Origin of the sequence: uncultured Kriegella sp., assembly GCF_963975415.1 — a bacterium.
GTDB lineage: Bacteria > Bacteroidota > Bacteroidia > Flavobacteriales > Flavobacteriaceae > Kriegella.
Genome location: NZ_CAXBGN010000005.1, coordinates 22,609 through 49,520, shown reverse-complemented (window position 1 = coordinate 49,520; position 26,912 = coordinate 22,609). Strand labels below are relative to the sequence as shown.

The window sequence follows — 26,912 nt, the reverse complement described above, 5'->3', positions numbered from 1 at the left end:
CAATAAATCTACTTGTCTTGTGAAGAACTTTGTTTTTCTTTCACTTTTTTGGATTACAACTAGCTCTTTTCTCTTTTCACAGGAATATAAGGTTTCCGGAGTGGTCAAGGATTCGGAGGATTTGGTATTGGCCCATGCCAATGTGTTTTTACTTGCCATAGGCGATTCAACAATGATAAAAGGAACCTCTGCGGATAATCAAGGATATTTTGAAATAGCAGGTGTGTCACGTGGCAACTATTTTGTCAAAGCCAGTTATATTGAGAACGAGTCAGAACTGCTTTGGGTCGAAGTAATTTCAGATATTGATATTGACTCGATAAAGGTAGGAAGTAGCGCGCAATCACTGGAGGAAGTAGTGGTTACCTTACAAAAACCTCGTTTGGAACGACAAGTAGATCGCATGGTTTTTAGCATAGCGAATACTGCCCTTTCCGATGATGATATTTGGTCGGTGCTAAAGCATACACCAAGTATTGTGGTGGTTGATAACATATTGACCATAAAAGGAACCAATTCTGTTGGTTTATTGATTAATGACCGAATTGTAAACCTGCCGGAAGAAGATATTATCAATCTCTTATCAGGCACTTCTGCCAGTAATGTAGAAGCCATTGAGATTATCACCAACCCGCCGGCTAAATATACTGCTGAAGGAGACATGCTCATCAACATCAAGATGAAGAAAAACCTGATTGCCGGCTACAATGGAGCAATTTATAATAGATATGTACAAGGAGTTTTTCCAAAACACACGTTTGGAATGGATCATTTTTTCAAAGGAAAAAAGACACGGGCTTCCATAAACTATAATTATGGAAACAGCAAAGACCTTGCGAAATTTACCGATGTCACCCATTTTTTTGAGGCTGATGAAATTGCCTCGGTATGGACGGCCGAGCAAGAGTATACAAAACGCATAAAACGGCACAATGCGACAACCTTTTTTGATTATGATATTGATGATAAAAATACCATTAGCCTTTCCACAATTCATGAATGGTCCCCAAAAGTAGATAGAATTTATGATTCAGAAACTTTTGTAAATGAACCCAATGGAACTTTTGATTCTAGATTTAGTACAATCAATGACTCACATGAAGAGCAGTTGAATACTTCATATTATCTCGACTATGTACATAAATGGAATAAGAGGGGAGGTGAAATTGCTATCAATTCACATTATACTTATTATGACTATGAGAGAGGGCAAGTGTTGGAAACCGATTTTTTTGATGTAAACGGAAATATGACTGGTGAAAACGATTTTACCACAAATGCAGAGCAAAATCTTAATCTATTCAGCCTTCAAGCAGATTATTCTCAGCCTTTAGGAGCATTTGCTAAGATTGAATCGGGTGTTCGATATGCGTCGATCGCTTCCAAAAGTATAATTTCACAGCAAGGTTTTGACCAAAGTCAGGTAGGCGTCGAACCTACATTGGCAGGAAGATTTACCTATGACGAATCAATTTATGCCGCTTATACAAGCTTCGACATGAAATGGGATTTGTGGAATGTTAAGTCGGGACTCCGTGCAGAATACACCGAGACTTTGGGCCATCTCGATGTTAGGGCAGAGGTTAACGAAAGAACATACCTAGAGCTGTTCCCTTCCTTATCGGTAAAATATACGTTGAACAAAATACATGAATTCAGTCTTCAGTATTACCGTCGTATTAATAGGCCCCGTTATGGCAGTGTTAATCCTTTTCAAGTTTTTCAGAGTAACAATTCGGTGGTTGAAGGAAATCCGGATCTTTTGCCGGCCATACGTAACTATATGGCTCTAGAATATACTTTCGAAGGAAGCTATACGGCTGAAATTTTTTATAGAAACCAGAAAAATCAGTTGAGACAGCAAGTATTTCAAGACAATGAGACCAATTTATTACGCTTTATCAGCACTAATTTGGATAGGGATATTACTTATGGAACATATCTTTCCCTGAATAAGGATATTACACGTTTTTGGTATAGCTATTTGTCGCTCTCCTACTATTATAAAGAAAATCGATTTACTGACATAGAAACTCAGCAAGTTCTCGAAAACGGACTTTGGGCATGGTATATTAGGGCCAGCAATGGTTTTACACTGTTAAATGATAAAAGTCTTTTGTTGGATATAGATTTTTCCTATTTTTCACGTTTAGCCGTAGGGAATTCAAGACAAGACCCCCATAGCAAACTGGGAATTGCCCTGCGCAAGACCTTATGGAACAAGAAGGCCAGTATTTCCATGGGTGTCGAAGACATTTTTAATCAGGGTAATCTCTTTAATATCCGACAGTTCAATAATCAATACAACACTTCTTTATCACGGCGGGAAAATCGATTATTTACCTTAGGCTTTAGGTACAAATTCGGGAATGTAACAATCAAGAACAATAAGAAGTCAAAAAGTATTGATGAGCGAGATCGAATTTAAGACTTAAGCAATGTATATTGTGCCAATTCACCCCTAAAACGCTATTCTTGGTTGGCTAGCTGTGCAATTGACCTAAAATTATAGTGTATTCGTGGTCTAATTTCAACAACTTCCAGATAAGTTGTAAATTTGCAACATGCCAAATATTGGAGACATATCGTTACCTGATTTCCCGCTATTGCTTGCTCCCATGGAAGATGTTAGTGACCCTCCCTTTCGTGCATTATGCAAGGAGCAAGGCGCAGATGTGGTTTACACCGAATTCATTTCTTCCGAAGGCTTGATACGCGATGCGGCCAAAAGCGTAATGAAACTTGATATTTATGAAAAGGAACGCCCAGTAGGAATTCAAATTTTTGGGGCCAATTTAAATTCTATGCTACAATCGGTGGAGATTGTAGAAAAATCAAATCCAGATATTATAGACATTAATTTTGGCTGTCCGGTGAAAAAAGTCGTTTGCAAAGGAGCTGGAGCCGGTATTTTGAAAGATATTCCGATGATGGTCAAATTGACCCAAGAAATGGTAAAGCGAACGCATCTACCGATTACCGTAAAAACGCGTTTGGGTTGGGACCATGATTCAATAAAAATAGTAGAAGTAGCGGAGCGTCTACAAGATGTAGGCTGCCAGGCCATTGCCATTCATGGACGCACCCGGGTACAAATGTACAAAGGTGATGCAAATTGGGAGCCGATTGCCGCTGTGAAAAATAATCAGCGCATGCATATTCCTGTTTTTGGAAATGGAGATATCAACTCGCCGGAAGCAGCCAAAAGAATGCGGGACGACTATGGTCTCGACGGAGCTATGATTGGTCGCGCTACTATTGGAAATCCGTGGTTTTTTGCTGAGGTAAAACACTTTTTGAAAAGTGGTAAACACCTAGTGCCACCCACTTTGGCGGAACGTGTGGAGGCCGCCCGCCGTCACTTAGAGATGGCCATAGACTGGAAAGGAGAAAAACTGGGCGTTTTTGAGACACGCCGGCACTACACCAATTATTTCAAGGGAATTCCCAATTTTAAGGAGTATCGAATGAAGATGGTTACCAGTGACGATGCCGCAGATGTATTTGCCGCTTTCGACGAGGTTTCCGATAAGTTTGCCGATTATGAGTTTGCTTCTCTTTAAGAGGCAATTAGTTTCTTACTGATTCGGGTACTTGCAATTTTTGCGGCAATTATGCCCAGAACGGTTATGGTCGCTATTACGACAAGAACATTGACGATATTGTATTCTACGGGATAGGGTAGCGAGGGAGTGATTTTCAACCATCCGAAGGAGAGCTGTGAAAGAATAAGCAAAGACCCCAATAATACACCTATAATTCCGCCTGAAGTGGTAACAATCATGCCTTGTACGAAATAGATACGTCGCAGTTGCTTAATTGTAACACCGAGGTTAAATAGGGTTTTTGAGTTTTGTTGCTTGTCCAATATCATCATAATAATCGCACCGACCACATTGAAGAGCGCAATTATAAGCACCAAGGTGAAAATGAGGTACGTGGCTAAATTTTCTGTATTTAGCATGCGATGCAGGGTACTATTTTGCTCCCTTCTATTCTTTAGAATAACATTATTGCCTAAAATCTTATTTATTTCTTTTTTGACCTCAAATGGTTCAGCCCCTTGTTTAAGCTTGAAATTGATACCGGATATTTGATTACTGTTTTTCTCCAACAGTTCTTGTGCCAACGTCAAGTCTGTGAACACATATTTTTTATCCAAATTTTCCTCAATGGCATAAATACCACTTAGTACCAATGGTTTCGTTTTAAGCGATTTTAGGGATACCGAACCTTTGCCTGGTTTCGGAACCATCATGATCAATGGATTTCTATACTGATTAACTGCCAGGCCCAATAATCGGGTAATTTCAATGCCGGCCACACCAAAACCATTGCTTATGTCCCATTTGCCAAAATATACAATGCTATCTACACCAGTTGTTTTGTTGTATTGGGCGTCAACACCCTTAATTTCCGCAATGCAATATTTTTCATTGTAGACTAGGGAAACTTTCTCTTCTATTTCTTTGGAAAAAGATGCAATATCCCCAATTTTATCCAAGGCATCTTCCTGGGCCGTAGAAATGGAAAAAAACTTTCCAGTTACAGGAGTAGCCTTTAGATCGGGATCGAAAATATCAGTAAAAGAAAGGCTGAAGGTTTTTAATCCTGCAAATCCCGATAAGACGATAAACAGTGCCGCCGACCCAATAATGATAACTAGAAAGGTAATGAAATTGATAATGTTTACCGCATTTTGGCTGCTTTTAGAACGCACGTAGCGCTGGGCGATATATAGCGGAAAATTCAATCCTATATTTTTTTTCTCTTATCAAGCAAGTCTCTATTCTCGATGGGGTTTTTCCCTTCTTTTAGCGACTTGTCGATACTTTCTATGTAATCTAACGAATCATCTAAAAAGAATAACAATTCAGGCACTCTTCTTAATTGATTTCTGGTACGTTGCGACAATTCATGTTTGATCAAGGGTTGATTTGATTTGATTCCTTCCATTAATTCGGCCGCGCTTTTGTTAGGAAAAATGCTCAAATATATTTTGGCTATGGATAAATCGGTAGTTACCGATACCTTGGTGACCGAAATTAAGATGCCTTTCAATCCTCCATCAGTTGCAGCCCTTTGAAGAATGTCAACAATATCTTTTTGTATGACCCCGGCTATCTTTTTCTGTCGTTGCGTTTCCATTAGGCAAAAATACGAAGGAATACTGTATCTTAGAGAAGTAAAGGTAAGTTTCTAAAGCCTATTTATGGAGAAAATAGAACATATTGGTATTGCGGTCAAAAATTTGCGGCACTCGAACATATTATTTGAAAAACTTTTAGGTACTTCTAGTTATAAAACCGAAACGGTGAAATCAGAGGGTGTACGGACTTCTTTTTTTGAAATAGGCTCAAGCAAAATAGAATTATTGGAAGCGACAAATAAAGAAAGTGCCATTGCCAAGTTTGTCGAAAAAAGAGGCGAGGGTATTCACCATATTGCCTTTGAAGTAAGTGATATTTGGGCCGAAATCAAACGCCTAAAGAAGGAAGGGTTTACCGTATTGAACGATGCTCCCAAGAAAGGTGCGGATAATAAGTGGGTAGCGTTTCTGCATCCGAAGGCCGTAAACGGAGTGTTGGTCGAATTGTGTCAAGATGACACGGGAAGCCCCAATAAAACGGAAGAAAATGGTATTTAGAATAAAAGGGTGTTAATAATTTTGCGTAATTGGGCTTAATGGTTAAATTTGCGCTCATTTTTGGTCCTATAGCTCAGTTGGTTAGAGCACCTGACTCATAATCAGGTGGTCCCTGGTTCGAGCCCAGGTGGGACCACGGAAAACCCTTCTAGGTCATTGATTTAGAAGGGTTTATTTTTTGAGAGGTGGCAGATAGGGTGGCACTTTAATTTTGAATAAACTACAGGCAACACAAAATGCAAGCCTGAGTTTGTTATTATTTAGTTAGAAAGTTGCATTCCAACAATGTCGATTTCCATGGAAGCTCCAATTGGAATTTTGTTCGAAAGAAACCCAGATTAATGCACTTACTTAAAAAGACCATATATTGGTTTTCGTCACTTATGGCATCTACAAATGGGTAATGCTCAGGTTTTGCCAATTAAATTCTGTTTTTATTAGCATGGATAATCATAGCAACATTTGAATATGTCCAATCGCTTTTTGTTTTTTGTTCATTAGTAATTTGTCTGCAACAGATGGTATGGCCGAAGAAGCAGTGCCAGCAAAGAGAGAGATAAGGGGATTAGAAGTGAGAAGCATTGATCCAACCATAAAACTGAGACTGATTCCTGTGATGGGATTTCTAACAAATTTGATAATAGATTTTTGCTCTAAAATACTAAGCTGCTCTTGTAAATAACCTTTACAGTATAATCTTCTTGTTTCATCAGAGGTTGCGGACAAGTTTTCTTTTTCTATCATGTTTTTTAATGCAATAATAGATTTTGCCACTTCCTTAAAGACCTCTTCATTATTTCGAATCTTTATTAGGTCCCTAATAGATATTTCTTGTTCATTTCCAAAGGGCAGTATGTTTATAGAAGTAAAATCGGCTATATTAACTCTTGGAGCTAAATCCTCGGTAAATCTCAACTTAGACGCGTAATTAAGCATGTTTTTTGTGGGATATACTGGACTTAGATTTAAAATACGTGAATTTAGCCAAGTCATTTTTATTACTTCTTCAGAAAAATATGGTTCTCCAATTCCGGATGATTTGAAATAATATGCAGGTTTTCGATTTCCATATGAATCGTAGATTTCTTCAGACTCAGTGGTTTCGCTACCCTTTTCATAAAAAATTCTATTCCAAGATTTCTTAACACTTGGGGAGTAACCGCTATAAGGAAAACTCGGAGTAAAATAATAAGGCATAAAAACAATAGAGCCAGTATCAATTAAAGTTCGAATTTCACATAGGATTGGCAACCAATTTATTACCGAGTTAATACTTCTTTCCACCAAATACACGTGAGTTGGGTTGTTACGCCAATCTTGTGAATTGACGGAATCTGCAACCATATCAAAGCAATAATAAAAGTTGTCTCTTATATAAATTGAATTTGAAAATAATAAATGCTTTTTAAGAGGATTAAGCATTTTCGAGATTTCTCCGCTGCTTATCTTTCTATCGTGCGGCGGATGCGGCCTTTCTCCTAATAAAGGGGTTGGGGTATATTGTTTCTCAATGATGGAGGTGTATTGATCATACAGTTTTGGCTCAAAATATAATCGGAGATGCCCTTCAGAATTGGAAGAAAGAAAATGTTCTTTCTTGAAACCTTCTTTCATTCTAAACAAATAAAATTTTGAAAAATCAACCCACTTATCAGATGATATTTCTTGAAAAAACTCAATTGTTTTTTTTTTCAACTGCATGTGGAAAAACTCTTCTAATATTGATACTGGTGTCAACCTATTCTTCATTTTTATCGGTATTGCTCAAAAATGTAATTGATTACTTTAATGTTTCGAATCTAACCAAACTGTAAGCAGTTTAATTTGTATGTTCAAGTTCTCTAACTAGCATTTAAGTGAAAAGAGTGTAAAAAAAAGACTACTAAACTATATTAATTTTGTCCCAAATGATTTGACCATATTTACTTTCAATTTTATTAGATGAAAGAATATTATGTAAAGTCACTCCCTGATATTTGTCATAAATAGACAATCTTACAATTGGAATGTTGGCTACGATGGGCAAATGATTGACCTCCTCCCGTTTTAGGTGCCGGTCATAACTAGAGAATCCGGGCTATTTTCATTCATTTCGATATACTCGTTGGGGGACATGTCCCCAACGAGCTGTGCGGTCTAAATCCATTATAGTCTTCTCTCCAAATATCGAACTTTTCCTGTGCATTTTCCAAAGAAAAGAACCAATTGGCGTTCAGGCATTCGTCCCTGAACGAACCGTTGAAGCTTTCGATAAATGGGTTATCAGTAGGTTTACCGGGCCTTGAGAAGTCAAGTTCGACATTGTTTTCATAGGCCCATTTGTCCAATATTTTACTGATGAACTCACTTCCATTATCTACTTTGACACGCTTTGGCAGCACTTCGTTCCTAAAAGTAATGGCTTCCATCACTTGAACAACATCGCTTCCTTTGAGCGATTTTCCTGCATGGATGGCCAGGCACTTTCGACTATAGTTATCCACTATAGTCAATGCCCTGAACCGATTGCCGTTATAGAGCCGGTCGCAGATAAAATCCATGCTCCAGCATTCATTTAAACTAGAGGCATTGCCTTCACTTGGCTGCCTATGTGCGGCGGAACGGTTGCGTTTTGGGCGCTTACTTCTTAAGTTCAGGCCTTCTTCGCAATAGACCCTGTACATGCGCTTGTGGTTGTCCATGAAACCTTCCCTCCTCAAAAGGATATGGATGCGCCAGAACCCATAACGTACCCTTACGGAAGCTATCTCGTTCATCCGCATACGCAGAAGTTCATCGCTTCGCCCCTTGGCCTTGTAATAGAAAACACTCTTGTGCAACAATACAAGCTTGCAGCAACGCTGGATGGATATATTGTACTCCATCCTGATGTTATCGACCATCCCGCGTTTTCGGGACGGTCTCAGAACTTTTTTTTCAGCACGTCCTGCAGGATCTGTTTGTCAAGGCTCAGGTCCGCGACCAGCTTCTTGAGCTGGGAATTCTCTTCTTCGAGGTTCTTCAGCCTTCGCAGTTCGGATACACCGAGGCTCCCGTATTTCTTCTTCCAATTATAGAACGTGGCCTCGCTGATGCCCATCTTGCGGCAGACCTCCTGGATACGTGTCCCGGTCTCCACCTGTTTGATCGCAAATACGATCTGAGACTTCCGAATACTTTGATCGTTTCATAAGCAGATACTTGTTTAAAGTTAAACATGTATTCGCCCAGAAAACTCTAAATCTGAACTGTCCGGTTTAAAGGGAGGAGGTCAGTTTATGAATATCCCTCTTTTGTAACACATGAAAAATCAATAATACATCAATTTCTCTTTTGTTACGATATCTAAAGGGAGGCTAACTACTTGTGGCGGGTCTTGTTGCATGCCCAAGAATTTATATAAATATTCTATACCCTGATAGGCCTGGTCGTAGGGGCGCTGGTTGATTAAAAAGTCTATTTTTTTGTTTTCTAACAGCTGCTTGTTTTTATCTAAAAGATCGTATCCGACAATACGGATGTGATGGGAAGGCGACAAAGCCTTTGCCAGTATAAATGATTTAGAGTTAGGGACGAATATGCCCTTTAGGTTGTTTAGGGAACTTAGTTTTTCTTTTATTTTTTGCACAACATTTTTGTCCTCTTGGGGCACTGAAAACACCTCTATTTGAAATTCTTGTTCCTTATTGTCTTTAAAATAAGATTCGAAACCGGCTATTCTTTCTTTGACATTGACATTGGGGTTTTGGGCTTTTGTAATATTCAGCACCAAGAATTTTGATTGTTTGTTCTGCCCAAAACTGAGAAGTTCCCCCGCCAATCTTCCGCCTTGGTGAGAATTTTGCCCTATATAGCTGATTGCCCCAGAATTATGCTGCCCGGTACCGATTAAGATAAAAGGCACTTTCTTTTTCTTGCATTCCTCCAAAAAAGATTTGGTTTCATCAAAAAGTACTTGTGCCAGTAGTATGGCATCGTTTTTATCTTTAAAAATTCGGCTGCTCACTTCGAAGAAAGAGTTTTTATCTTTTTGGTCATAAAGATATATTTGCACCATAGTACCCAATGCTTTAAAATCTTTCAATGCTTTCTTGGCACCCTTTAGGGGGGCTGTCCAATACTCGCCTTTTTCGTGCTCTGGTAATAGTACGGCAATTTTGAAATTCTTGTTTAGGGCCAAGTTTCTGGCAAATGTATTGGGTACATAGTTGATTTCTTCCATGATACCCCGAATGAGCTGCGTCGTTTTCTTAGAAACATCGCCTCTATTATGCAACACCCTATCTACGGTACCTATAGAAACATTCGCTAGTTTGGCAATTTCTTTAATTGTTGGTTTTACGCTCATAAATCATAGTATTGGCAATAAAAAGCAAATATATTTGATAAAATATCAAAATTATGACTTTTATATTTTTATAATTCAAATTAAATTTTAATATTTGTGCCTTTCCGTGTGCGTTAACGGAAAAAGAACGGCAAGATAAAACTTAAATTTTTTAATGGAGAATAAGTTACTGATTCACTTAATAAAATAGTAGAAATTTTTCAAAGGTTAAAAATCATAGATTTTTTTTACTCAATTACCGTTAACGCACACGGTAAATTTATTAAGCTGTTTCCGTTTCAAGTTAGCCTAAATTATAAACCAATTGGTATGAATAAAAAGTCGATTTCAATCCTTATTGGATTCTTCCTATCTGTGCAGTTTTTAAGTGCGCAGTCGCATCAGGTCGATGGCACGATTAGAGCAAATGACAATGAACCGCTACCTGGAGTTAACGTTGTTGAAAAGGGAACTTCTAACGGAACTGTAGCCGATTTTGACGGGAACTATTCGATTAGGGTATCAGGTCAAAATTCAATTTTGGTGTTTAGTTCCATTGGATTCGCTACTCAGGAAATCTCAGTAGGAAACCAGAATGTATTAAATGTTGTTCTTTCTGAGGATTCACAGGCCTTGGATGAAGTAGTACTTGTCGGGTATGGGACGCAGAGAAAACAAGACTTGACCGGGGCTATCGTTTCAGCAGATCTTGAACAGTTTCAAGAATCGCCCAACACTAGCGTTTTACAGTCTTTGCAAGGTTCTCTTCCTGGTATTACGGTTGGCCAAACCGCTACGACTGGGGCAGAGCCAGATATTCAAATCAGAGGGCGTTCCACATTGAACGGCAGCCAAAATCCACTTATCGTTTTGGATGGAGTTATCTATCGAGGTCGACTTGCAGACTTAAATCCAAAGGATATAAAATCAGTGGATGTGCTCAAAGACCCCAGTAGTAAGGCCATTTATGGAGCACAGGCGGCAAATGGGATTGTAATTGTAAGCACGAAGCAAGGGAAAACTGCTCAAAAATCTACTATTAACTATTCCACTTTTTATGCGGTTCAAAGTCCTACGAATGAAAGGACGACTATGAACCGAGAGCAGTACTTGAGGGCAACGCGTGATTTAGATTGGGAAAATGGGTATACCGGTCCAAACTTTATCCAAGAAAACCCAGATTGGACCCCGGAGAATGATACCTCTTTTTTTCCACCATTATTGAACGGGCTTGCAGCTGGTAACGATTATAACTGGTTTAATGAAACGACCAAGCCGGGTTACACAATGGATCATCAATTAAGTATACGTGGTAGTTCGGATAATACTTCCTACTTTATTTCAGGCGGGTTGACCAAACAAGTTGGTTGGTTATTAAATGACAATTATGATCGTCAAACCGTAAGGGTAAATGTTGATACTAAAGTGACTGATTGGTTGACTATTGGAGCAAACACTTTCGGGTCTTTTTCTGATTTTTCCGGGGTAAGTCCCAATATTAGTGGTCTGGCGGTTATGAGCCCTCTCGTCATGCCCAAAGATTCATCAGGTGAATTTATTACCAATCCGTTAGGTGAGAATACTGTAAACCCATTTTTACAAAGCCTACAGGATGATCGTGATAATCTCAACAATATTTCTGCGATTTTCTATGCTTCCGTAGATATTCCACAAATTCCAGGATTAAACTTTCGTGTTAACTACAGCAACAACTATCGGTGGTCATTACAAGGAAATTCTGATATTTATGGTGCAGGTTTAACCGGTAGTGCCTTTAAACAAACAAACTCCACACATGATGTGTTGGTGGATAACATTCTTACATATGACAAGCGTTTTGGTGCAGACGAAGAGCATGGTTTGAAAGTGACTTTAGTTGCAGGTTTTAACACGATCGATTTTGAGCAAACTAGAGCTGAAGGCACCAATTTTTCCAATTTGGCCTTATCTTACAATAATTTAGAACAGGCTGTAAATCAAGTCATATCTTCTAATGCGTGGGATGAAAGTTATACGGCACAGACCGGGAGGGTCAATTACGATTTCAAAAGAAAATATCTTTTAAGCGCTAGCTTACGTAGGGACGGGTTTAGTGGCTTTGCCGAAAACAACAAGACGGCTCTTTTTCCTTCTGTCGGATTAGGTTGGGTGATTTCAAACGAAGAATTCTTGTCTGGTTCAGACAAGTTCAATCTCTTAAAACTTCGTGGCAGTTACGGTAGTAACGGTAATTTGACCTCTAGGTACAGTTCTCTTGCCCAAATCGAGGCTCCCGAAGATTCGCGATACGTGTTCGGTGATGGTGGGTCAACTATAAACGGCCAGACTGTCGTATCACTTGCAAACCCTGACCTCAAATGGGAACGTACTGACGGTATAAATGTAGGTGTCGATTTTGGACTTCTTCAAAACAAGGTTTCAGGTACCGTTGATTATTATCGTTCAACGACCAAAGATCTGTTATGGGATTTCATTCTGCCAGAGTTGAGTGGATTTAGCTCTATTCGATCCAACATTGGAGAAATAGAAAATACAGGACTAGAGTTTTCCTTGAACTTCAACCCAGTTCAAAGCGATAATTTTGATTGGAATATAGGCGTCAATTTTGCAAGGAATAAAAATAAGATTAAGTCATTGTTAGGAGAAGATTTAGATGGTGATGGACGGGAAGATGATTTGATTGCGAATGGTCTTTTCATTGGCGAGTCAATCGGAACCATATACGACTATGTGACCGATGGGCTTTATCAAATTGGGGATACAGATATACCTAACGGTTACCAACCTGGATTTCAAAGATTGGTCGATTTAGATGGAGAGGAAGGAATATCGCCGGAAGGTGATAGAAAAATACTGGGAAGAACAGAGCCGGCCTATCAGTTCGGTATTAATAACACGCTATCATATAAAAACTTTGCCTTTAAGTTTTTTATAAACTCCATTCAAGGTGGGAGTGATGGTTATTTGGGTCGGAATGATCCCTGGCAAAGTGGATACAGCACTCCTGGTATTGCCCAGAACAGCAATAAGTATACAGATATCGACTACTGGACGCCCAGTAATCCTGACGCCACTTACAGACGGCCTGGGGTTACTGGGCCAGTAACGGCAAGACGTTTTTTCGACCGTAGTTTTATCCGTCTACAAGATATTTCCCTGTCCTATAACCTTCCTAGCGATGTTCTGGAAAAAATAGGTTTCCAAGGGTTAAAAATCTTTTTAAGCGGGAAAAACCTTTTGACCATCTCTGATTGGGAAGGCTGGGATCCAGAAACAGGTCAAGGATTGGCACTGTCCTCAAGTGGCCTTCCTGTCATGAAAAGTATAACTTTTGGCCTAGATCTATCATTTTAAATCTCAAAATATACAGATATGAAAATATACAATAATAAACTTTATGCAATTTTAAGTTTGTTGCTCCTATTCCTCTCTTGCAACGAACAAGATTTTTTAAGTGAAGAGCCCCTCGATTTTTTCGACCCCAGCAACTCGTTCGCTACGATGGAAAATTTGGAAAGTTCTTTGGCCGACATTTACGCCAAGTACCGTGATATCTATTTCGATGGCGGTTTTAGCAACTACAATCACTTTATGGGTACCGATATCATGTTCAATTCAAGGGGTTCGGAAGATGCTGCTCGATTTGGTAATTACATTGCAGCTTTGGACCCAACTTCCGGTATTCCCGAATATCACTGGGATAGATGGTATAAGATTATCGCTAATGTTAATACTATAATTGCCAAGCTGAATGATTCCGAAATTGCTATTGAAGAACGCACATCGGTAGAGGCCGAAGCGCGACTTTTTCGGGCTCTTGCGTATCGACATTTAGTTTATCTATTTGGGGGGGTTCCTTTGATTACAGAAGAAATATCTTCCCCTAAGACGGATTTTACAAGGGCTTCAAAGGATGAAATTCTTGAGCAAATTGTTGTAGATGCAACATTTGCTACATCAAATCTTCCGGGGATTTCTGAGGTTGTCGACGGAAAACTTTCCAACCTTGTTGCACAACATTTATTAGCTGAAACCTATATTTCCTTAGGCAACTTTGATGCTGCTATCACTGCGGCTTCACAGGTTATCGATGACCCAGCCACTGATTTGATGAAGAACCGTTTTGGTTCTCGTTCGGCTGAGTCCGGTGATGTATATTGGGATCTCTTCCGACGGGAGAATCAAAACCGGTCATCAGGTAATACTGAAGCAATCTGGGTATCGCAGATGGAGGTAGATTTACCTGGAGGATATATTACTACTACAAGTTCGAATACGAATAACTTAGAGCGATTTCATGTTCCTGCAAGCTGGACCTTGAACGACCCCGATGGTAATATTGGCATTCTTGGATGGCGAGGTGACGCCAATACTGGCGGACGGGGTGTATCTTTTGTTCAACCAACGGCCTTTTTCGAAAATACGTTATGGGAAAGTGATTTTGACAATGACCTTAGAAATTCTGAGGCTAATTATGTAAGAGATATTTTTTACGACAATCCTGAATCTGCCTGGTTCGGGCAGAGTGCTAGAGATAATCCTGGTTCACTATATCTGGGAGAGGGACAAAGCTGGAGGTGGTATCCATGGTTGACAAAGGCTACAACTCCTAATAATCATCCCGCGGATATTTATGATGACCCAGAACTGTTATTATTAAAATCTTCAGGAGGAACAACATATAGAGACCGATATTACCTTAGGCTCTCGGAAACTTATTTGCTACGGGCAGAGGCTTATTTGGGTAAAAATGATTTGGGGAATGCAGCTGCGGACATCAATACAGTTAGGGAGCGGTCGAATGCAAATCCAGTAACTGCTGGGGAAGTTGATATTGATTATATATTGGATGAACGTGCTCGAGAATTAAGTTTTGAAGAAATGCGGAGAATTACTTTGCACCGAACTGGAAAATTGGTCGAGAGGGTACGTCTTTACAATGATCTCAATACAGACGATATAGCCGATTATCACGGATTATGGCCAATACCAGCTAAAGAAATTGAAGCAAATATCAATGGAAATCTGGAACAGAATCCTGGATATTAATATTGAGTAGTTTGAGTTAGTTTAGTTTGGAACACCCCAGGGTCTGTATCCTGGGGTTTGTTTTTTAATCCATGTCATTCATATAATCAAGACACTATATAAGATGAACCGACCTCGTTTTATTTATATATTATTTATTTTTTTGATTACAGCTAATTCCTTAGGGCAGTCAAATCAAGATATTAGCACGCTGAAGGTGGCCCAATCAGTATTAGATAAGGGCATTTCCGAAATAGATTTGGGATATTATCCTGGCACATTGCTGTTGCATGGGATGGCCGAGTTGGCAATGGTGAAGAAAGACACTTCCGATTTGAATTATGAAATCAATCTCTTTCGAAAGTTCAAGACCGGTGAAATAAAGGGTCACGGTAGCTTTATTTCCTACCAATATGGTGGTTCGGGTGTTCCATACATGGTTTGGAAGAAAAACACAAAAGATTTAAGAAGTCAAATGTCCGAAGGCGCCAAACGGATGTTTGATGAACAAAAAAGATCCTCTGAAGGAATTTTAGTGCCGCCATGGGTAAAGAAAGGTAAAGACCAGATCTTTATCGATGTTGCCTTCGCAGTAACACCATATTTATTATATGCAGGCTTGGATTTGAAAAATGAAGAGTATATTGAAACGGCCATACATGAAACAACCGAATTGTTCCGAATTCTTGAGGATAGGAAAACTGGATTGCTACATCAAGGTAGGGGTTTTCAAGGTGTAGGAAAAATTTCAGAAGATAATTGGAGCCGGGGGAACGGCTGGGGGGCATTTGCATTGGCAATTTTGGTTCGTGACTTACCTAAATCTCATCCCAGACGTGGTGAAATCGAAGAACTTGCCAAGCAGTTTTTTTCGGCAGCTATAAAATTTCAAAATAAAGAAGGTCTCTGGCACCAAGAGATGACCGATTCAACTTCATATGTAGAGACTTCGGGAAGTGGTCTGATTTTATTTGGCTTAGGCATCATGCTTGAAACCGCTTTACTAAATCAGGCATTTATGGATAATTTCACATTAGGGTTACGTGGGTATGCTTCTTACATCGGTAGCGATGGCTCGGTCAGTCATACTTGTGGGGGTTGTTTGTGTCCAAAAAACGGCACTAAGGAAGATTATAAGAATCATCCTTGGGTTTATAATGATCAACATGCCTTTGGACCAGTTGTACTCGCCTTTACTCAAGCGGCAAAAATGGGGGTTAAAAGTATTACTCCTTTAAAAAAGATGGGGTTGTACTGCATTGCTGATTCTCCAAAGACGCCAAGAACTTATGTTTGCACTGCACGTGAATCCGATATCGCATGGGAAAACGATCGAATTGCCTACCGTGTTTTTGGACCCTCGGTAAGAGACAAAGTAGGTAATGGTATAGATGTATGGGCTAAATCTGTGGATTATCCAGTTCTCGATAAATGGTATCGATTAAACAGTGAAGGGAAAGATTACCATGTTGATCGAGGCGAAGGGTCGGACTTTTATAATGCAGGCAAACAAATGGGCTGTGGAGGAATTGCACTTTGGGCTAACGGAAAGCCTCATCCCCCAAAAACATTTGATTCATATAAAATTGTTAGAAACCAGAATGACAAATTAGTCTTTGAACTTAATTACAATACCTGGGATACACCGGGAATTGAACTGAAAGAAGAAAAGATAATAGAGATGATAATGGGGACCAATTTATTCAAAGTTACAAGTACGATAAAAAGTGAAACAGATACTGAAATTACCTTGGCTATTGGGCTGACTACTTTTGGTAATCAAAAAGTACACCCTGACAAAAAGAATGGCGTATTAAGTGTGTGGGAAACAATAGACCCTGTAAACGGAAATTTGGGTACAGCAATACTTGTGAACCCAGACCAAGTCAAAGATTTCGTAAGCTACTCAGGAAACGAGTTTGTCTTGGTCCGGGTTCAAACCAATAAGCCCTTCACTTACTATGCTGGAGCAGGGTGGGAGAAGACCCAACATTTCGATAACGCGGTCAATTGGCAAACCTATATAAAAAAACAAGCTAAAAACATCACATTTTGAACCCGTCAATAAAAACATGCAAAATGAAAAGTAGTTTAATTCTTTTAATAGTGCTTATACTATCAGGGTTGCCAACAACAGCCCAAGAGATTGGTTCTACACCAGAATATATTAAAGCTTTAACCGCTGAATGGAACGGGGAACGGTTTGATGACGGTAGGCCGAAGATAGCTAGCGGATTATTGGAGCGTCTCAAGAACATCACTTTGGAAGAAGCATGGGCCGAACTTATCGATTTGGGATATCACAATCAATTTGAGGGAGATTGGCAATTGATTGATGAGAATGAGGAGACCACGATGACAGGTCGTGCCGTCACTGCACAATTTATGCCAGCGCGAATCGATTTAGAGAATCAAGTTATAAATCAAGGCAGAATCGAGGGAAGAAATTGGCAGCAACGGCGAACAGTATCTTGGGCAATCAGCACGCTTGTTGAAGGAGATATTTACGTGGCAGATGGCTATGGAAAACCCTCTTATGGGACAGTTATAGGTTCCAATTTGGGTAACGGAGTGTATGCGAAATCGAAAAGAGGTATTATAGTCTTTGGAAATGTGCGTGATATGGAAGGCTTGAGGGCAATCGAAGGTTTTAATGGGTGGGTGAAAGGTTCGGATCCTTCCTATATGCGAAAAACACTCTTAACCACCATAAATGCACCCATTAGAATTGGTAAAGCAACAGTGCTACCGGGAGATGCGGTACTGGCCAAAAAAGATGGCGTTGTTTTCATTCCAGCACATCTTGTGGAGCAAATTGTTTTAAAAGGTGAGGTTACAGACCTTTTCGACCTTTTTGGTCAAGAACGAATTAAGGAGAAAAAATATTCTGCTGGCGAAATAGATAGCGTATGGTCCGATGAGATAAAAAAAGATTTTAGGGCTTGGGTTAACGATTATCAGGGTAAACTACCCATGACAAAAAGAGATTTGGAAAAGTATCTTCAGGAGCGTAATTTTTGATAGTGATATAATATATATCCTGCGCATGATACAATTTTTTAAACAAGAAAATGATTCGGCGAAAGCGTTGAATTCAACAAACATTTAAATTTTGGGCAAACTTGCTACATTAGATTATATATCCATCGGCATCTATCTACTTTTGATGGCTGGGGTCGGCCTGTTTTTCGGATGGTTCGTAAAGGATATAAAAGGGTACTTCAAAGGAGGAAATACCATTCCTTGGGGTATTTCTGGTATCAGTAATTTTATGGGGTCACTCAGCACCTTTGTTTTTATTGCTTACGCAGGTATTGCATATAAGGATGGCCTTATCGGGGTGACTGTATTATGGAGTGCTGTTATACCCTTTGTGTTTGCAGCATTAATTATAGGAAAACTTTGGGTTCGGTCTCGAATCATCACTCCGGTTGAATATCTCGAAACACGATTTAATGCCAATATTCGTCAATTATTTGGATGGACAGGATTGGGCATGCGCTTTCTAGATAACATGGTACGGCAGTATGCTATGGGTATTTTTTTAGTTACCGCCACGGATTTGACGTTTGTGCAGGCCATCATTTTTTCTGGAGCAATAACCACACTTTTTACCATAGTGGGTGGGGTTTGGGCCGTAGTTGTCATGGATACGCTACAATTTGTTATTTTAATTTTTGTTTCGGTATTATTGGTCCCTCTTTCTTTGGAGGCGGCAGGAGGACTTGGCACCTTGATGGATAAGCTCCCTAACCATTTTGAGTTTTTCTCTGGCCCTAAAGGCCAACCGTTGTGGCTGATGGTCTATTTCATAATGATTCTTTTTAAGTATAATGGAAATTGGGTCTTTATTCAACGATTTTACAGCGTAAAGGACGAAAAGGCTACCAGAAAACTAGGTTTTTTTTCGGCAGCACTACTGTTGATATTTCCCATAATATTTTTGCTTCCAGCGATTGCGGCAGCCGATATTCTGCCTGGCCTGGAAGACCCAGAGCAAGCTTATGTAGCCGTGGCGGTGCATTTGCTTCCTGCAGGTTTGTTGGGCTTGATGATTGCCGCCATGTTCTCGGCCACTATGTCTTCTTTGAATTCAGAATTCAACGTAATGTCCGCGGTATTGACCAATGACATTTACAAACGTCTAATTAATCCTAAAGCGAGTGAAAAACAACTGATTTTTGCGGCGCGATTAAATATTGTATTGGTGGGAGCCATTGTTGTTGCAGGCTCGTTATTCGTGGGAAAACTGGGGGGAGCTTTTGAAGCCAACAAGATTTTGACTGGACTTTTCGCCATTCCGTTGGCTATTCCTCTTGTACTAGGACTAATGTTCAAGAAAACCAATTCCGTTGGGGCCTTTTTTACAGTACTGATTGGTATTTTTACGGGGTTGATTTTGACCTTGTCAAGTGATTTCACGTGGGAAATGGCGACCTTGATACAGATTGTAAGTTGTAGTGCCATATTCTTCCTATCGGGATTTCTACTGAGTTCCAAAGAAAATTATAAAAAAAGGGTCGATAATTTTTTTGAGAAAATACGAACCCCTTTGACTACTAATGAAATAGGCGAGCCGGATCCAAAATTTCGTTTTGCTTTGGCCAATCTTTTTTCAATCGCCATTGGCGCATCTGGATTATTGTTTTGTGCCGTAAGCCTACCCTCCATCGGGTTGGAGAGTGGAAAAATAGCCTTGGCTATCGGCGGGGCCTGTATCATATTGGCCATCCTTTTAAAATGGTTTACCACGGGAACCTTTAAATTTTCAAATAAATCAACAAAATGAAAATGACAACCCCATATATTCACAAAGATTTTTTGTTGTCGGATGAACTTTCAAGGTCGTTGTATTACGATTTTGCCCAGCAACTACCAATTATCGATTTTCATAATCACTTGAATCCGGCGATGATAGCCAGTAACGCGCAGCCGGAAAACTTATCCAAATTATGGGTAATGTCCGATCAATACAAACATCGGGCGATGCGAATCAACGGTATTCCCGAAGACGGGATTACAGGGAATGCAACGGATTATGATAAATATTTAAATTGGGTAAAAACCCTTCCAAGAACATTAGGAAATCCACTTTATCAATGGAGCTATCTCGAACTAAAAAGGGTTTTCGATATCGATTCGACACTGAATGAAAGTTCGGCCAATGATATTTGGAACGAATGCCAAAAGCAGATTGATTCTGGCAAGCTCGCTACTGTTACGCTACTAAAAAAATTCAATGTTGAAGTACTTTGCACGTCCGATGATTTGCTTGACGACGTGTCTATACATAAAAAGGCCTCCGAAAAGGGAATTGTCATCTTGCCTTCGTTACGCACTGATAGTATCGTAAATAAACCGGAAGAATTCCAGATTTGGCACAAAATTTTGGAGAACCTTACCCAAATTAAAATTAAGGATTTGGATAGTTATGAAGCCGCGGTACTGAAAAGATTCGACCTCTTTTCGGATGCTGGCTGTAAACTGGCAGATCAAGCATTGGATTCTGGTTTTGAGTTCCATCAAATGGATAAATCAAAGGTTGAGACGATTTTCAAGCAGTTTTTGTCAGGTGAGCAATTGAATGATGTGGATAGGGTTTCTTTACAATCCTATCTTTTAGTAATGGTGGGAAGGGCCTGCGCTCAAAAAAAATGGATTTTGCAGTTACATATTGGAGCTCAACGGAAGACCAGCTCACGATTGAAGAATTTGGTGGGCGGTGCCGGTGGCTATGCATCCATCGGAAGCGTCACTAATATCTCGACACTGGTCGAAGTACTTGATACCATGGATAAAAATGGTCAATTACCTAAGATTATTCTGTATAACCTAAATCCTGTCGATAATGCGGCTTTTGCTTCTTTAACAGGTTCTTTTCCAGAAGATGGTATTTCAGGAAAAATTCAATTCGGGCCGGCATGGTGGTATAATGACCATTACGAGGGTATCATAAACCAGTTAAAGGCTTTGGCGAGTCATGGGCTTTTGCACAATTCAATTGGCATGACTACTGACTCTCGCAGTTTTGTGTCTATGTCTCGACACGAATACTTTAGAAGGGTTTTCTGTGATTTGATTTCAACTTGGGTCAAGCAAGGGCTTCTTCCAAATGATATGGCCATCTTAAAAGAATTGATAGAGGATGTCTGTTATCGGAATGCAAAAAAATGGATACTAAACACAGGCAAATGAAAAATTTATCTTGCAAACTCCGAAATGGCAATAATTCTTCACAATGGGTTTTTAAGTGGTCAACTGTTCAAATGAAAACACTGATTATGAACAATTCTCGTAAAAATCTACTTATCATATTAGGTTTTTTGGCCTGTTCCCCATTGTTTCTGAATTGCTCAAACAATTCGACAAATACGGACTGGGCCATTACTCTTGAAAAGCAACTAACTATTCCAGAATTTAAGAAAGATACGTTTAATATCAATGATTATGGTGCTATTCAAGATAGTATTATGGTAAATACTATCAGCTTCAAAAGGGCTATTGACGAATGCAATAAAAACGGGGGAGGGGTCGTACTTGTACCTGAAGGAATTTGGAACGTAGGTCCCATTCACTTGAAGTCGAACGTCAACTTACATATTTCGAGTAAAGCAGTAGTATCATTTTCGCAAAAATTTGATGATTATCTCCCTATAGTACGCATACAAAGAGGTGGAATTTATTGTTACAACTATTCGCCTTTTATCTATGCTAACGGTAAAGAAAACATTGCAATTACCGGCAAAGGTAAATTAGATGGCAATGGGCAAGTCTGGTGGCCTTGGAAAAATGATCAACCTGGGATGGCAGAATTGTTCAAAATGGGAAAAGCTGGCACGCCTATAGAAGATCGTAGGTTTGGCACCGTAGAAGATGGTGTTCGCCCTCCGTTCGTACAGTTTATAAAAAGTAAAAATGTCTACATGGAAGGGGTAACCTTGTTAGATGGTCCGTCGTGGATGATACATCCGGTAGAATGTACAAACCTTATATTTAAAAACCTTACTCTAAAGTCACATGGCCCCAATAATGATGGGATTGATCCTGATATGTCTAAGAATATTCTTATAGAAGATTGCATATTGGATGTTGGTGACGATAACATCGCAATTAAATCTGGGAGGGATGAAGAAGCATGGCGTATTGGTGTTCCAAGCGAAAATATAATTGTGAGAGGATGTACAGCTTTGCGGGGTCACGGTGGACTTGTAATAGGTAGTGAAATGTCTGCTGGAGTAAAAAATGTACTTGTTGAAAATTGCAATTTCAAGAAGACAGACCGTGGAATTCGCTTTAAAACGAGATTAGGTCGAGGAGGTTATGTTGAAAATATAACCATCAGAAATATAAAAATGGAGGATATAAATAAAGAAGCTATAATCATGAATATGCAATATGATGGAGAACCCATAGAAAAGAATATGAATTATGATGAGGATATGAAATCGTCAAATGACACCCCTATTTTCCGGAATATTCTACTTGAAAACATTGAATGCTATGGTGCCAAAACCGCAATATCTATTAAAGGATTGGATAAGAGTACCTTGGGTGAAATCAAAATTAAAAACATATCGGTCACATCGGAACGAGGATTGTATATCGATGGGGCATATGATTTAAAATTGGAAGATATACAGTTAGATGTTTCTGGCCGGGAGCCAATGATTCAAATTAGTAATTCAAATAATATTTCTATCAATACGGAGAATGGCCTTAAAACAGAAAATTCAGATGAGTGGTTGTTTGTTGAGGATTCTCGGAAGATTGAAATTAACAATGAAAAATATTAGTTATCGGTATGGGTTTGATAAAAGAACAATTCAATTGAAGTTCACATTACACTAAACAATGATTATGGGCGAAAAAATAGCAGTAGTAACAGGAGCTGGTGGCACACTATGCTCGGCCATGGCGAAAGACTTGGCCAAACAGGGTTATAAGGTCGCCCTTTTGGGGAGAACCATGGAAAAATTGAAAATCGTCGAAGAAGGGATCAAAGCTGATGGCGGGATCGCCATTTCCGTAAGTGCAGATGTAGCAGATGAAAAATCTGTAAAAGAAGCAAAAGACACGGTTGAAAACGAATTGGGCGTATGTACCCTACTTATAAACGGTGCTGGAGGAAATCAAAACGACGCCCTCCCGAACATTCCTGAATTTGACGAACGTGAGCTAAACAATGATGACGCGGTAAAAGGATTTTTCAATCTTAATATGAAGGTTTTTCAAAGTGTTATCGACATCAACACGATGGGGACGGTTATTCCCTGTTTCGTATTTGGCAAGAGTATGGCAAAAAACAAGCAGGGCAACATCATCAATTTTGCATCTATGACCAGCTATCGGCCCATTACGAGGGTAGCGGCTTATGCAATGGCTAAAAACGGAATTGAAAGTTTTACCCAATGGTTGGCTGCCTATTTGGCACCTGCAAATATTCGTGTAAATGCAATCGCCCCCGGCTTCTTTCTGAATGACCGTAGCCGTAAGATAATGTTCAATGCAGACGGCTCGCAGACGGAACGCGCACAAAACATATTGAGGCAAACACCTATGAGACGTTTTGGTGAAGCTCCCGAACTCATTGGCTGTATGAATTGGTTGATTGACGAAAAAAATGCTGGGTTTGTGACAGGTATTACCATTCCGGTAGACGGAGGGTTTTTGTCCAGCCCAGGAGTTTAAAATTTATTAAAAACCATATACTATGAAAATTAATTTTAAGATTACTTATCTATTGGCCGCCCTAATAATATCTACTTCTTTTTATGCTCAGAAGAACCAAGATATTACCTATTCTTCGATTGGAACGGTACAGCCTCGAAGCTCACACGAAATTGCTGCTTCAAATTGGTCTATTGGAGGTGAAACAATGGATCGTGATTTCACCGATTTCGACCAGTGGAAGCAATATTTAGGTGCAACGGGAGCCAAAAAAATCAGGTTACAAGCAGGATGGGCTAAATGTGAGCCAAAAAAAGGTGAATATGATTTTGAGTGGCTCGACAGAATTATTGACGATGTAATAGCGCAAGGCGTGGAACCCTGGCTGCAAACGTCTTATGGAAACCCCATTTATGAAGGAGGTGGAATGCCAAATCTTTCAGGCGGTTTTCCTGTCTCCGAGGAGGCTTTGGCGGCATGGGATCAGTGGGTTATGGCATTGGTAAAACGTTACAAGGGTAGGGTGAAAATTTGGGAAATCTGGAACGAGAGTGACCTTAATTCCGAGAATACCCCTGATGCATATTCCAAAATTTTTGTGCGCACAGCAGAAATTATTCGTTCTGAAATTCCAGAAGCCACCATTTACGCGTTATCGTTGGCAGGAATCAATGTTGAATATGTAGAACCTTTTCTAGCTTACTTAAAAAAGTATGATAAGCTAGATTTGGTCGATGTTATTACGCTCCATGGCTATACCTATCGTCCTGAAGAAATATATCCAAAATACGAAAAAATCCAGAGCTTAACGAAATCGTATTCCGATCATATAATTATAGGCCAGGGGGAATTGGGCTGCCCTTCCGAAAACCAAAAACACTATGCCCTTAAAAATTATCCATGGACGGAGGTTTCCCAGTCAAAATGGATGTTAAGAAAGTTGTTAGGAGACCTTGGGCGTGATATACCTTCATTATATTTTTCTATAATCGACATGAATTATGTCAGGGTTTTGGAAAAAATAAACGGAAAGATTACTGTTCTAGAAAATCCAATTTATACTGTAAATACAAAGGGTCTTATTAAAGCTAAAAAGGATAATACAGTAGATTATTTAAAGCCGTCATATTTTGCCTATCAAAACTTGACCTCTATTTTCGACCACTCTCTAAAGCGTATTTCCAATTATTCATATGTAACTGATGCAACGGGTTCTCTTTCCGTTTATGGATATCGAGCAGACAGTTCCGATTATCAGGTTGTGACAATTTGGGAAAATGGTGACACGCCAAACAACTCAACTAAAAAGACCACCATTGATTTTGAATTTACGAATGGGAATTTTGCAGAACCAGTGTATATAGATATGCGTACCGGTGAGGTATATGACATTCCGAAAAAAGATTGGAGCCAAAAAGGAACGCATTACGAGTTTCGCAACATTCCAATTTATGATTCCCCCATTTTGATTGCAGAAAAGAGTCTGATTAAATTAAAATCTGAGAAAAAATCAAATTAAGAAAGATGAGTGCAGAAGATTATAAAAAAGAGGTCGGAATGATGAACCTTGAAAGGTTGATTGAGGTACGGGAAGGCGTATCAACCAAAAAATTCCCTATTTCCGACAAGGAACTTTTAAGCCGTTATGAAAAAATATATACAGGAGCCATAAGTGATGTGCTTAGGGAGTTTACCTTATTGAACCAAGCCCTACCTATTCGAATACGAGCCTTGAAAAATTACCACACTGTAGCGGGTTTTGCATTTACGGTTAAAAGCTCTTCTAGCACAAAGGTAAGCGGCGAAATGGAGTTTCGAACCAGAATGCTGGACGAGATGCATGAAAATGCCTTTGTGGTCTACGATACCAGTGGCGATGAGGAATCTACGTCATGGGGTGGTGTAATGACTGCAACTGCTAAAGGAAAAGGAGTGAAAGCGGCTTGTGTTGATGGTGGTATTAGGGATACCCATCAGATTTTAGAGGCCGATTTTCCAGTATTCTATAAATACCGTTCTTCGAATGGTAGTTTGGGCCGTTGTCTGATTACAGATTACCAGGTGCCAATTCAGATAGATAAGTGTTTTATTAAGCCAGGCGATATCATTTTGGGCGATGTTGATGGTGTACTTGCAGTACCAAGAGACATTGCTTACGAAGTGCTATTACGCGCAGAAGAGATACGGGAGAACGAAAAGAAGATTTTCGGATGGGTAAAGGAAGGTCAATCGGCAAAGGAAATTTCTGATAAAGGGGGATACTTCTAAATAATTCGACGTTTATTATGAAACTCTCTTTCTTATTTTTTGGCAATACACCTGACGAAAAATGGCAGCTCTGTCGCCAAATGGGTATTGACTATGCCATTGCCAAGTTGGCCCCTGAACTTACTGGAAACCCTTCGATTGACGATTACGATTCCTTTGCCCGTTCAAAGGAAATCTTCGAAGAAAACGGATTCCATCTCTATGGACTGGAGGGCGACCAGTTTGACATGCACCGCATCAAGTTGGGATTGGAAGGAAAGGAAAAAGATATTGAGAGGTATCAAAGGATGCTTGAAAACATGGGTCGCCTTAGTGTTCCTTTGCTCTGTTACAATTTTATGGCCACGGGCTGGTACCGAACGCATCACGCGATTCCTGAAAGGGGGGGGGCGATTGTCAGCGGTTTTAACTATGAAACGGCTAAAAAAGAACCCGTTTCGGAATGGGGCAAATTTTCTGAAGAGCAGATTTGGGAGAATTACCAGTGGTTCATCGAACAAGTAATGCCCATAGCAGAGGCGAACAATGTTAAAATGGCGTTGCATCCAGATGATCCACCAGTAAGTCCCGTTCATGGTATCTCCCGAATATTTACCACGGCCGAAGCAATGGACAAGGCACTTTCGTTTTCAGATAGTCCCTCACACGGTTTGACTTTCTGTCAAGGAACTTTTACTACAATGAATGAAGATGTGCTGGCGATGCTTAAAAAGCACGGTAAGAACAGCAAGATATTCTTTGTTCATATTAGGGATGTCGTGGGTAATCCCGAAGATTTCAGGGAAACCTTTCACGACAACGGCCCTACCGATATGTTCAAGATGATGCAGACTTATAAAGAAGTCGGTTTTAATGGCCCATTACGATCTGATCACGTACCGACCATGGCGGGTGAGGACAATCAAAATGTGGGCTATGAAATGAAAGGCAACCTTTTTGGTATCGGCTATATAAAGGGGTTGATGCATGCATCAGGAATTATTACTTCCTAGTCGT

At 39.7% G+C, this 26,912-nt stretch carries 18 protein-coding genes, 1 tRNA gene and 1 pseudogene; 15 read left to right on the top strand and 5 right to left on the bottom strand.

The window, feature by feature from the left end; genetic code table 11:
- Window positions 1–19: 19 nt before the first annotated feature.
- Both AACZ88_RS12580 and dusB read left to right on the top strand, forming a co-directional pair.
- Complete coding sequence (locus AACZ88_RS12580; protein WP_339710750.1) at window positions 20–2,428, top strand: outer membrane beta-barrel family protein; 2,409 nt, start codon at window positions 20–22, stop codon at window positions 2,426–2,428.
- A 136-nt stretch (window positions 2,429–2,564) separates the two neighbouring features.
- The gene (gene dusB, locus AACZ88_RS12575) at window positions 2,565–3,563 is read left to right on the top strand and encodes a tRNA dihydrouridine synthase DusB (RefSeq protein ID WP_339710747.1); all 999 of its coding nucleotides are present in this window, start codon (window positions 2,565–2,567) and stop codon (window positions 3,561–3,563) included.
- On the opposite strand, the gene AACZ88_RS12570 is transcribed toward dusB, so the two are convergent.
- A complete protein-coding gene (locus AACZ88_RS12570) occupies window positions 3,560–4,753 on the bottom strand; it encodes an FtsX-like permease family protein (RefSeq protein ID WP_339710745.1) in 1,194 nt (397 codons plus the stop codon). The two genes, dusB and AACZ88_RS12570, sit on opposite strands and share 4 nt — an antisense overlap.
- A 2-nt stretch (window positions 4,754–4,755) precedes the next feature.
- On the bottom strand, window positions 4,756–5,148 hold the full coding sequence (gene rbfA, locus AACZ88_RS12565; protein ID WP_339710743.1) for a 30S ribosome-binding factor RbfA: 393 nt from the start codon (window positions 5,146–5,148) through the stop codon (window positions 4,756–4,758).
- Window positions 5,149–5,212: 64 nt separating this feature from the next.
- Here rbfA and mce point away from each other — a divergent pair, with 64 nt between their 5' ends.
- Together mce and AACZ88_RS12555 are read left to right on the top strand one after the other, a co-directional pair.
- Complete coding sequence (gene mce / locus AACZ88_RS12560) at window positions 5,213–5,647, top strand: methylmalonyl-CoA epimerase (protein ID WP_339710740.1); 435 nt, start codon at window positions 5,213–5,215, stop codon at window positions 5,645–5,647.
- 62 nt (window positions 5,648–5,709) lie between these two features.
- Window positions 5,710–5,783: transfer RNA gene (locus AACZ88_RS12555), tRNA-Ile, on the top strand.
- Between the two features lie 314 nt (window positions 5,784–6,097).
- Here AACZ88_RS12555 and AACZ88_RS12550 read toward each other — a convergent pair.
- The 3 genes and pseudogenes from AACZ88_RS12550 to AACZ88_RS12540 all read right to left on the bottom strand — a co-directional run bounded on the left by AACZ88_RS12550 (window position 6,098) and on the right by AACZ88_RS12540 (window position 9,974).
- On the bottom strand, window positions 6,098–7,396 hold the full coding sequence (locus tag AACZ88_RS12550; protein ID WP_339710737.1) for a hypothetical protein: 1,299 nt from the start codon (window positions 7,394–7,396) through the stop codon (window positions 6,098–6,100).
- Between the two features lie 338 nt (window positions 7,397–7,734).
- Window positions 7,735–8,817, bottom strand: a pseudogene (locus AACZ88_RS12545) (IS3 family transposase).
- 119 nt (window positions 8,818–8,936) lie between these two features.
- The gene (locus AACZ88_RS12540) at window positions 8,937–9,974 is read right to left on the bottom strand and encodes a LacI family DNA-binding transcriptional regulator (protein ID WP_339710735.1); all 1,038 of its coding nucleotides are present in this window, start codon (window positions 9,972–9,974) and stop codon (window positions 8,937–8,939) included.
- Between the two features lie 309 nt (window positions 9,975–10,283).
- Here AACZ88_RS12540 and AACZ88_RS12535 point away from each other — a divergent pair, with 309 nt between their 5' ends.
- From AACZ88_RS12535 to AACZ88_RS12485, 11 genes are all read left to right on the top strand, one after another.
- The gene (locus tag AACZ88_RS12535) at window positions 10,284–13,307 is read left to right on the top strand and encodes a TonB-dependent receptor (protein ID WP_339710732.1); all 3,024 of its coding nucleotides are present in this window, start codon (window positions 10,284–10,286) and stop codon (window positions 13,305–13,307) included.
- An 18-nt stretch (window positions 13,308–13,325) separates the two neighbouring features.
- Complete coding sequence (locus AACZ88_RS12530) at window positions 13,326–15,002, top strand: RagB/SusD family nutrient uptake outer membrane protein (protein WP_339710730.1); 1,677 nt, start codon at window positions 13,326–13,328, stop codon at window positions 15,000–15,002.
- 142 nt (window positions 15,003–15,144) lie between these two features.
- Window positions 15,145–17,037, top strand: coding sequence for a DUF4861 family protein (locus AACZ88_RS12525; RefSeq protein ID WP_339710728.1), 1,893 nt, complete (start codon window positions 15,145–15,147; stop codon window positions 17,035–17,037).
- 23 nt (window positions 17,038–17,060) lie between these two features.
- Window positions 17,061–18,002, top strand: a complete 942-nt coding sequence (locus AACZ88_RS12520) for an RraA family protein (RefSeq protein WP_339710725.1) — start codon at window positions 17,061–17,063, stop codon at window positions 18,000–18,002.
- 91 nt (window positions 18,003–18,093) lie between these two features.
- Window positions 18,094–19,770, top strand: coding sequence for a sodium/solute symporter (locus AACZ88_RS12515; protein WP_339710722.1), 1,677 nt, complete (start codon window positions 18,094–18,096; stop codon window positions 19,768–19,770).
- The gene (gene uxaC / locus AACZ88_RS12510; RefSeq protein ID WP_339710719.1) at window positions 19,767–21,176 is read left to right on the top strand and encodes a glucuronate isomerase; all 1,410 of its coding nucleotides are present in this window, start codon (window positions 19,767–19,769) and stop codon (window positions 21,174–21,176) included. The genes AACZ88_RS12515 and uxaC overlap by 4 nt, the downstream gene beginning before the upstream one ends.
- Window positions 21,173–22,774 carry a glycoside hydrolase family 28 protein gene (locus AACZ88_RS12505; RefSeq protein ID WP_339710717.1) on the top strand — a complete coding sequence of 534 codons (1,602 nt, stop codon included), beginning with the start codon at window positions 21,173–21,175 and terminating at the stop codon, window positions 22,772–22,774. Before uxaC ends, AACZ88_RS12505 begins: the two co-directional genes overlap by 4 nt.
- Window positions 22,775–22,838: 64 nt before the next feature.
- Window positions 22,839–23,669, top strand: coding sequence for an SDR family NAD(P)-dependent oxidoreductase (locus tag AACZ88_RS12500; protein WP_339710715.1), 831 nt, complete (start codon window positions 22,839–22,841; stop codon window positions 23,667–23,669).
- Between the two features lie 22 nt (window positions 23,670–23,691).
- Window positions 23,692–25,167, top strand: a complete 1,476-nt coding sequence (locus AACZ88_RS12495; protein ID WP_339710713.1) for a beta-galactosidase — start codon at window positions 23,692–23,694, stop codon at window positions 25,165–25,167.
- A 5-nt stretch (window positions 25,168–25,172) separates the two neighbouring features.
- Window positions 25,173–25,916 (top strand): RraA family protein, encoded by a 744-nt coding sequence (locus tag AACZ88_RS12490; protein ID WP_339710711.1) that lies wholly within the window; start codon window positions 25,173–25,175, stop codon window positions 25,914–25,916.
- A 17-nt stretch (window positions 25,917–25,933) separates the two neighbouring features.
- Entirely contained in the window at window positions 25,934–26,908 is a 975-nt protein-coding gene (locus AACZ88_RS12485; protein WP_339710709.1) for a mannonate dehydratase, read from the top strand.
- The last annotated feature ends 4 nt before the right edge of the window (window positions 26,909–26,912 follow it).

Excerpts from the sequence above, each read along its gene's own strand:
- dusB (WP_339710747.1), top strand. The coding sequence starts at position 2,565 with ATGCCAAATATTGGAGACATATCGTTACCTGATTTCCCGCTATTGCTT.
- rbfA (WP_339710743.1), bottom strand. The coding sequence starts at position 5,148 with ATGGAAACGCAACGACAGAAAAAGATAGCCGGGGTCATACAAAAAGAT.
- mce (WP_339710740.1), top strand. The coding sequence starts at position 5,213 with ATGGAGAAAATAGAACATATTGGTATTGCGGTCAAAAATTTGCGGCAC.
- AACZ88_RS12550 (WP_339710737.1), bottom strand. The coding sequence starts at position 7,396 with ATGAAGAATAGGTTGACACCAGTATCAATATTAGAAGAGTTTTTCCAC.
- AACZ88_RS12540 (WP_339710735.1), bottom strand. The coding sequence starts at position 9,974 with ATGAGCGTAAAACCAACAATTAAAGAAATTGCCAAACTAGCGAATGTT.
- AACZ88_RS12535 (WP_339710732.1), top strand. The coding sequence starts at position 10,284 with ATGAATAAAAAGTCGATTTCAATCCTTATTGGATTCTTCCTATCTGTG.
- AACZ88_RS12530 (WP_339710730.1), top strand. The coding sequence starts at position 13,326 with ATGAAAATATACAATAATAAACTTTATGCAATTTTAAGTTTGTTGCTC.
- AACZ88_RS12520 (WP_339710725.1), top strand. The coding sequence starts at position 17,061 with ATGAAAAGTAGTTTAATTCTTTTAATAGTGCTTATACTATCAGGGTTG.
- uxaC (WP_339710719.1), top strand. The coding sequence starts at position 19,767 with ATGAAAATGACAACCCCATATATTCACAAAGATTTTTTGTTGTCGGAT.
- AACZ88_RS12505 (WP_339710717.1), top strand. The coding sequence starts at position 21,173 with ATGAAAAATTTATCTTGCAAACTCCGAAATGGCAATAATTCTTCACAA.
- AACZ88_RS12500 (WP_339710715.1), top strand. The coding sequence starts at position 22,839 with ATGGGCGAAAAAATAGCAGTAGTAACAGGAGCTGGTGGCACACTATGC.
- AACZ88_RS12495 (WP_339710713.1), top strand. The coding sequence starts at position 23,692 with ATGAAAATTAATTTTAAGATTACTTATCTATTGGCCGCCCTAATAATA.
- AACZ88_RS12490 (WP_339710711.1), top strand. The coding sequence starts at position 25,173 with ATGAGTGCAGAAGATTATAAAAAAGAGGTCGGAATGATGAACCTTGAA.
- AACZ88_RS12485 (WP_339710709.1), top strand. The coding sequence starts at position 25,934 with ATGAAACTCTCTTTCTTATTTTTTGGCAATACACCTGACGAAAAATGG.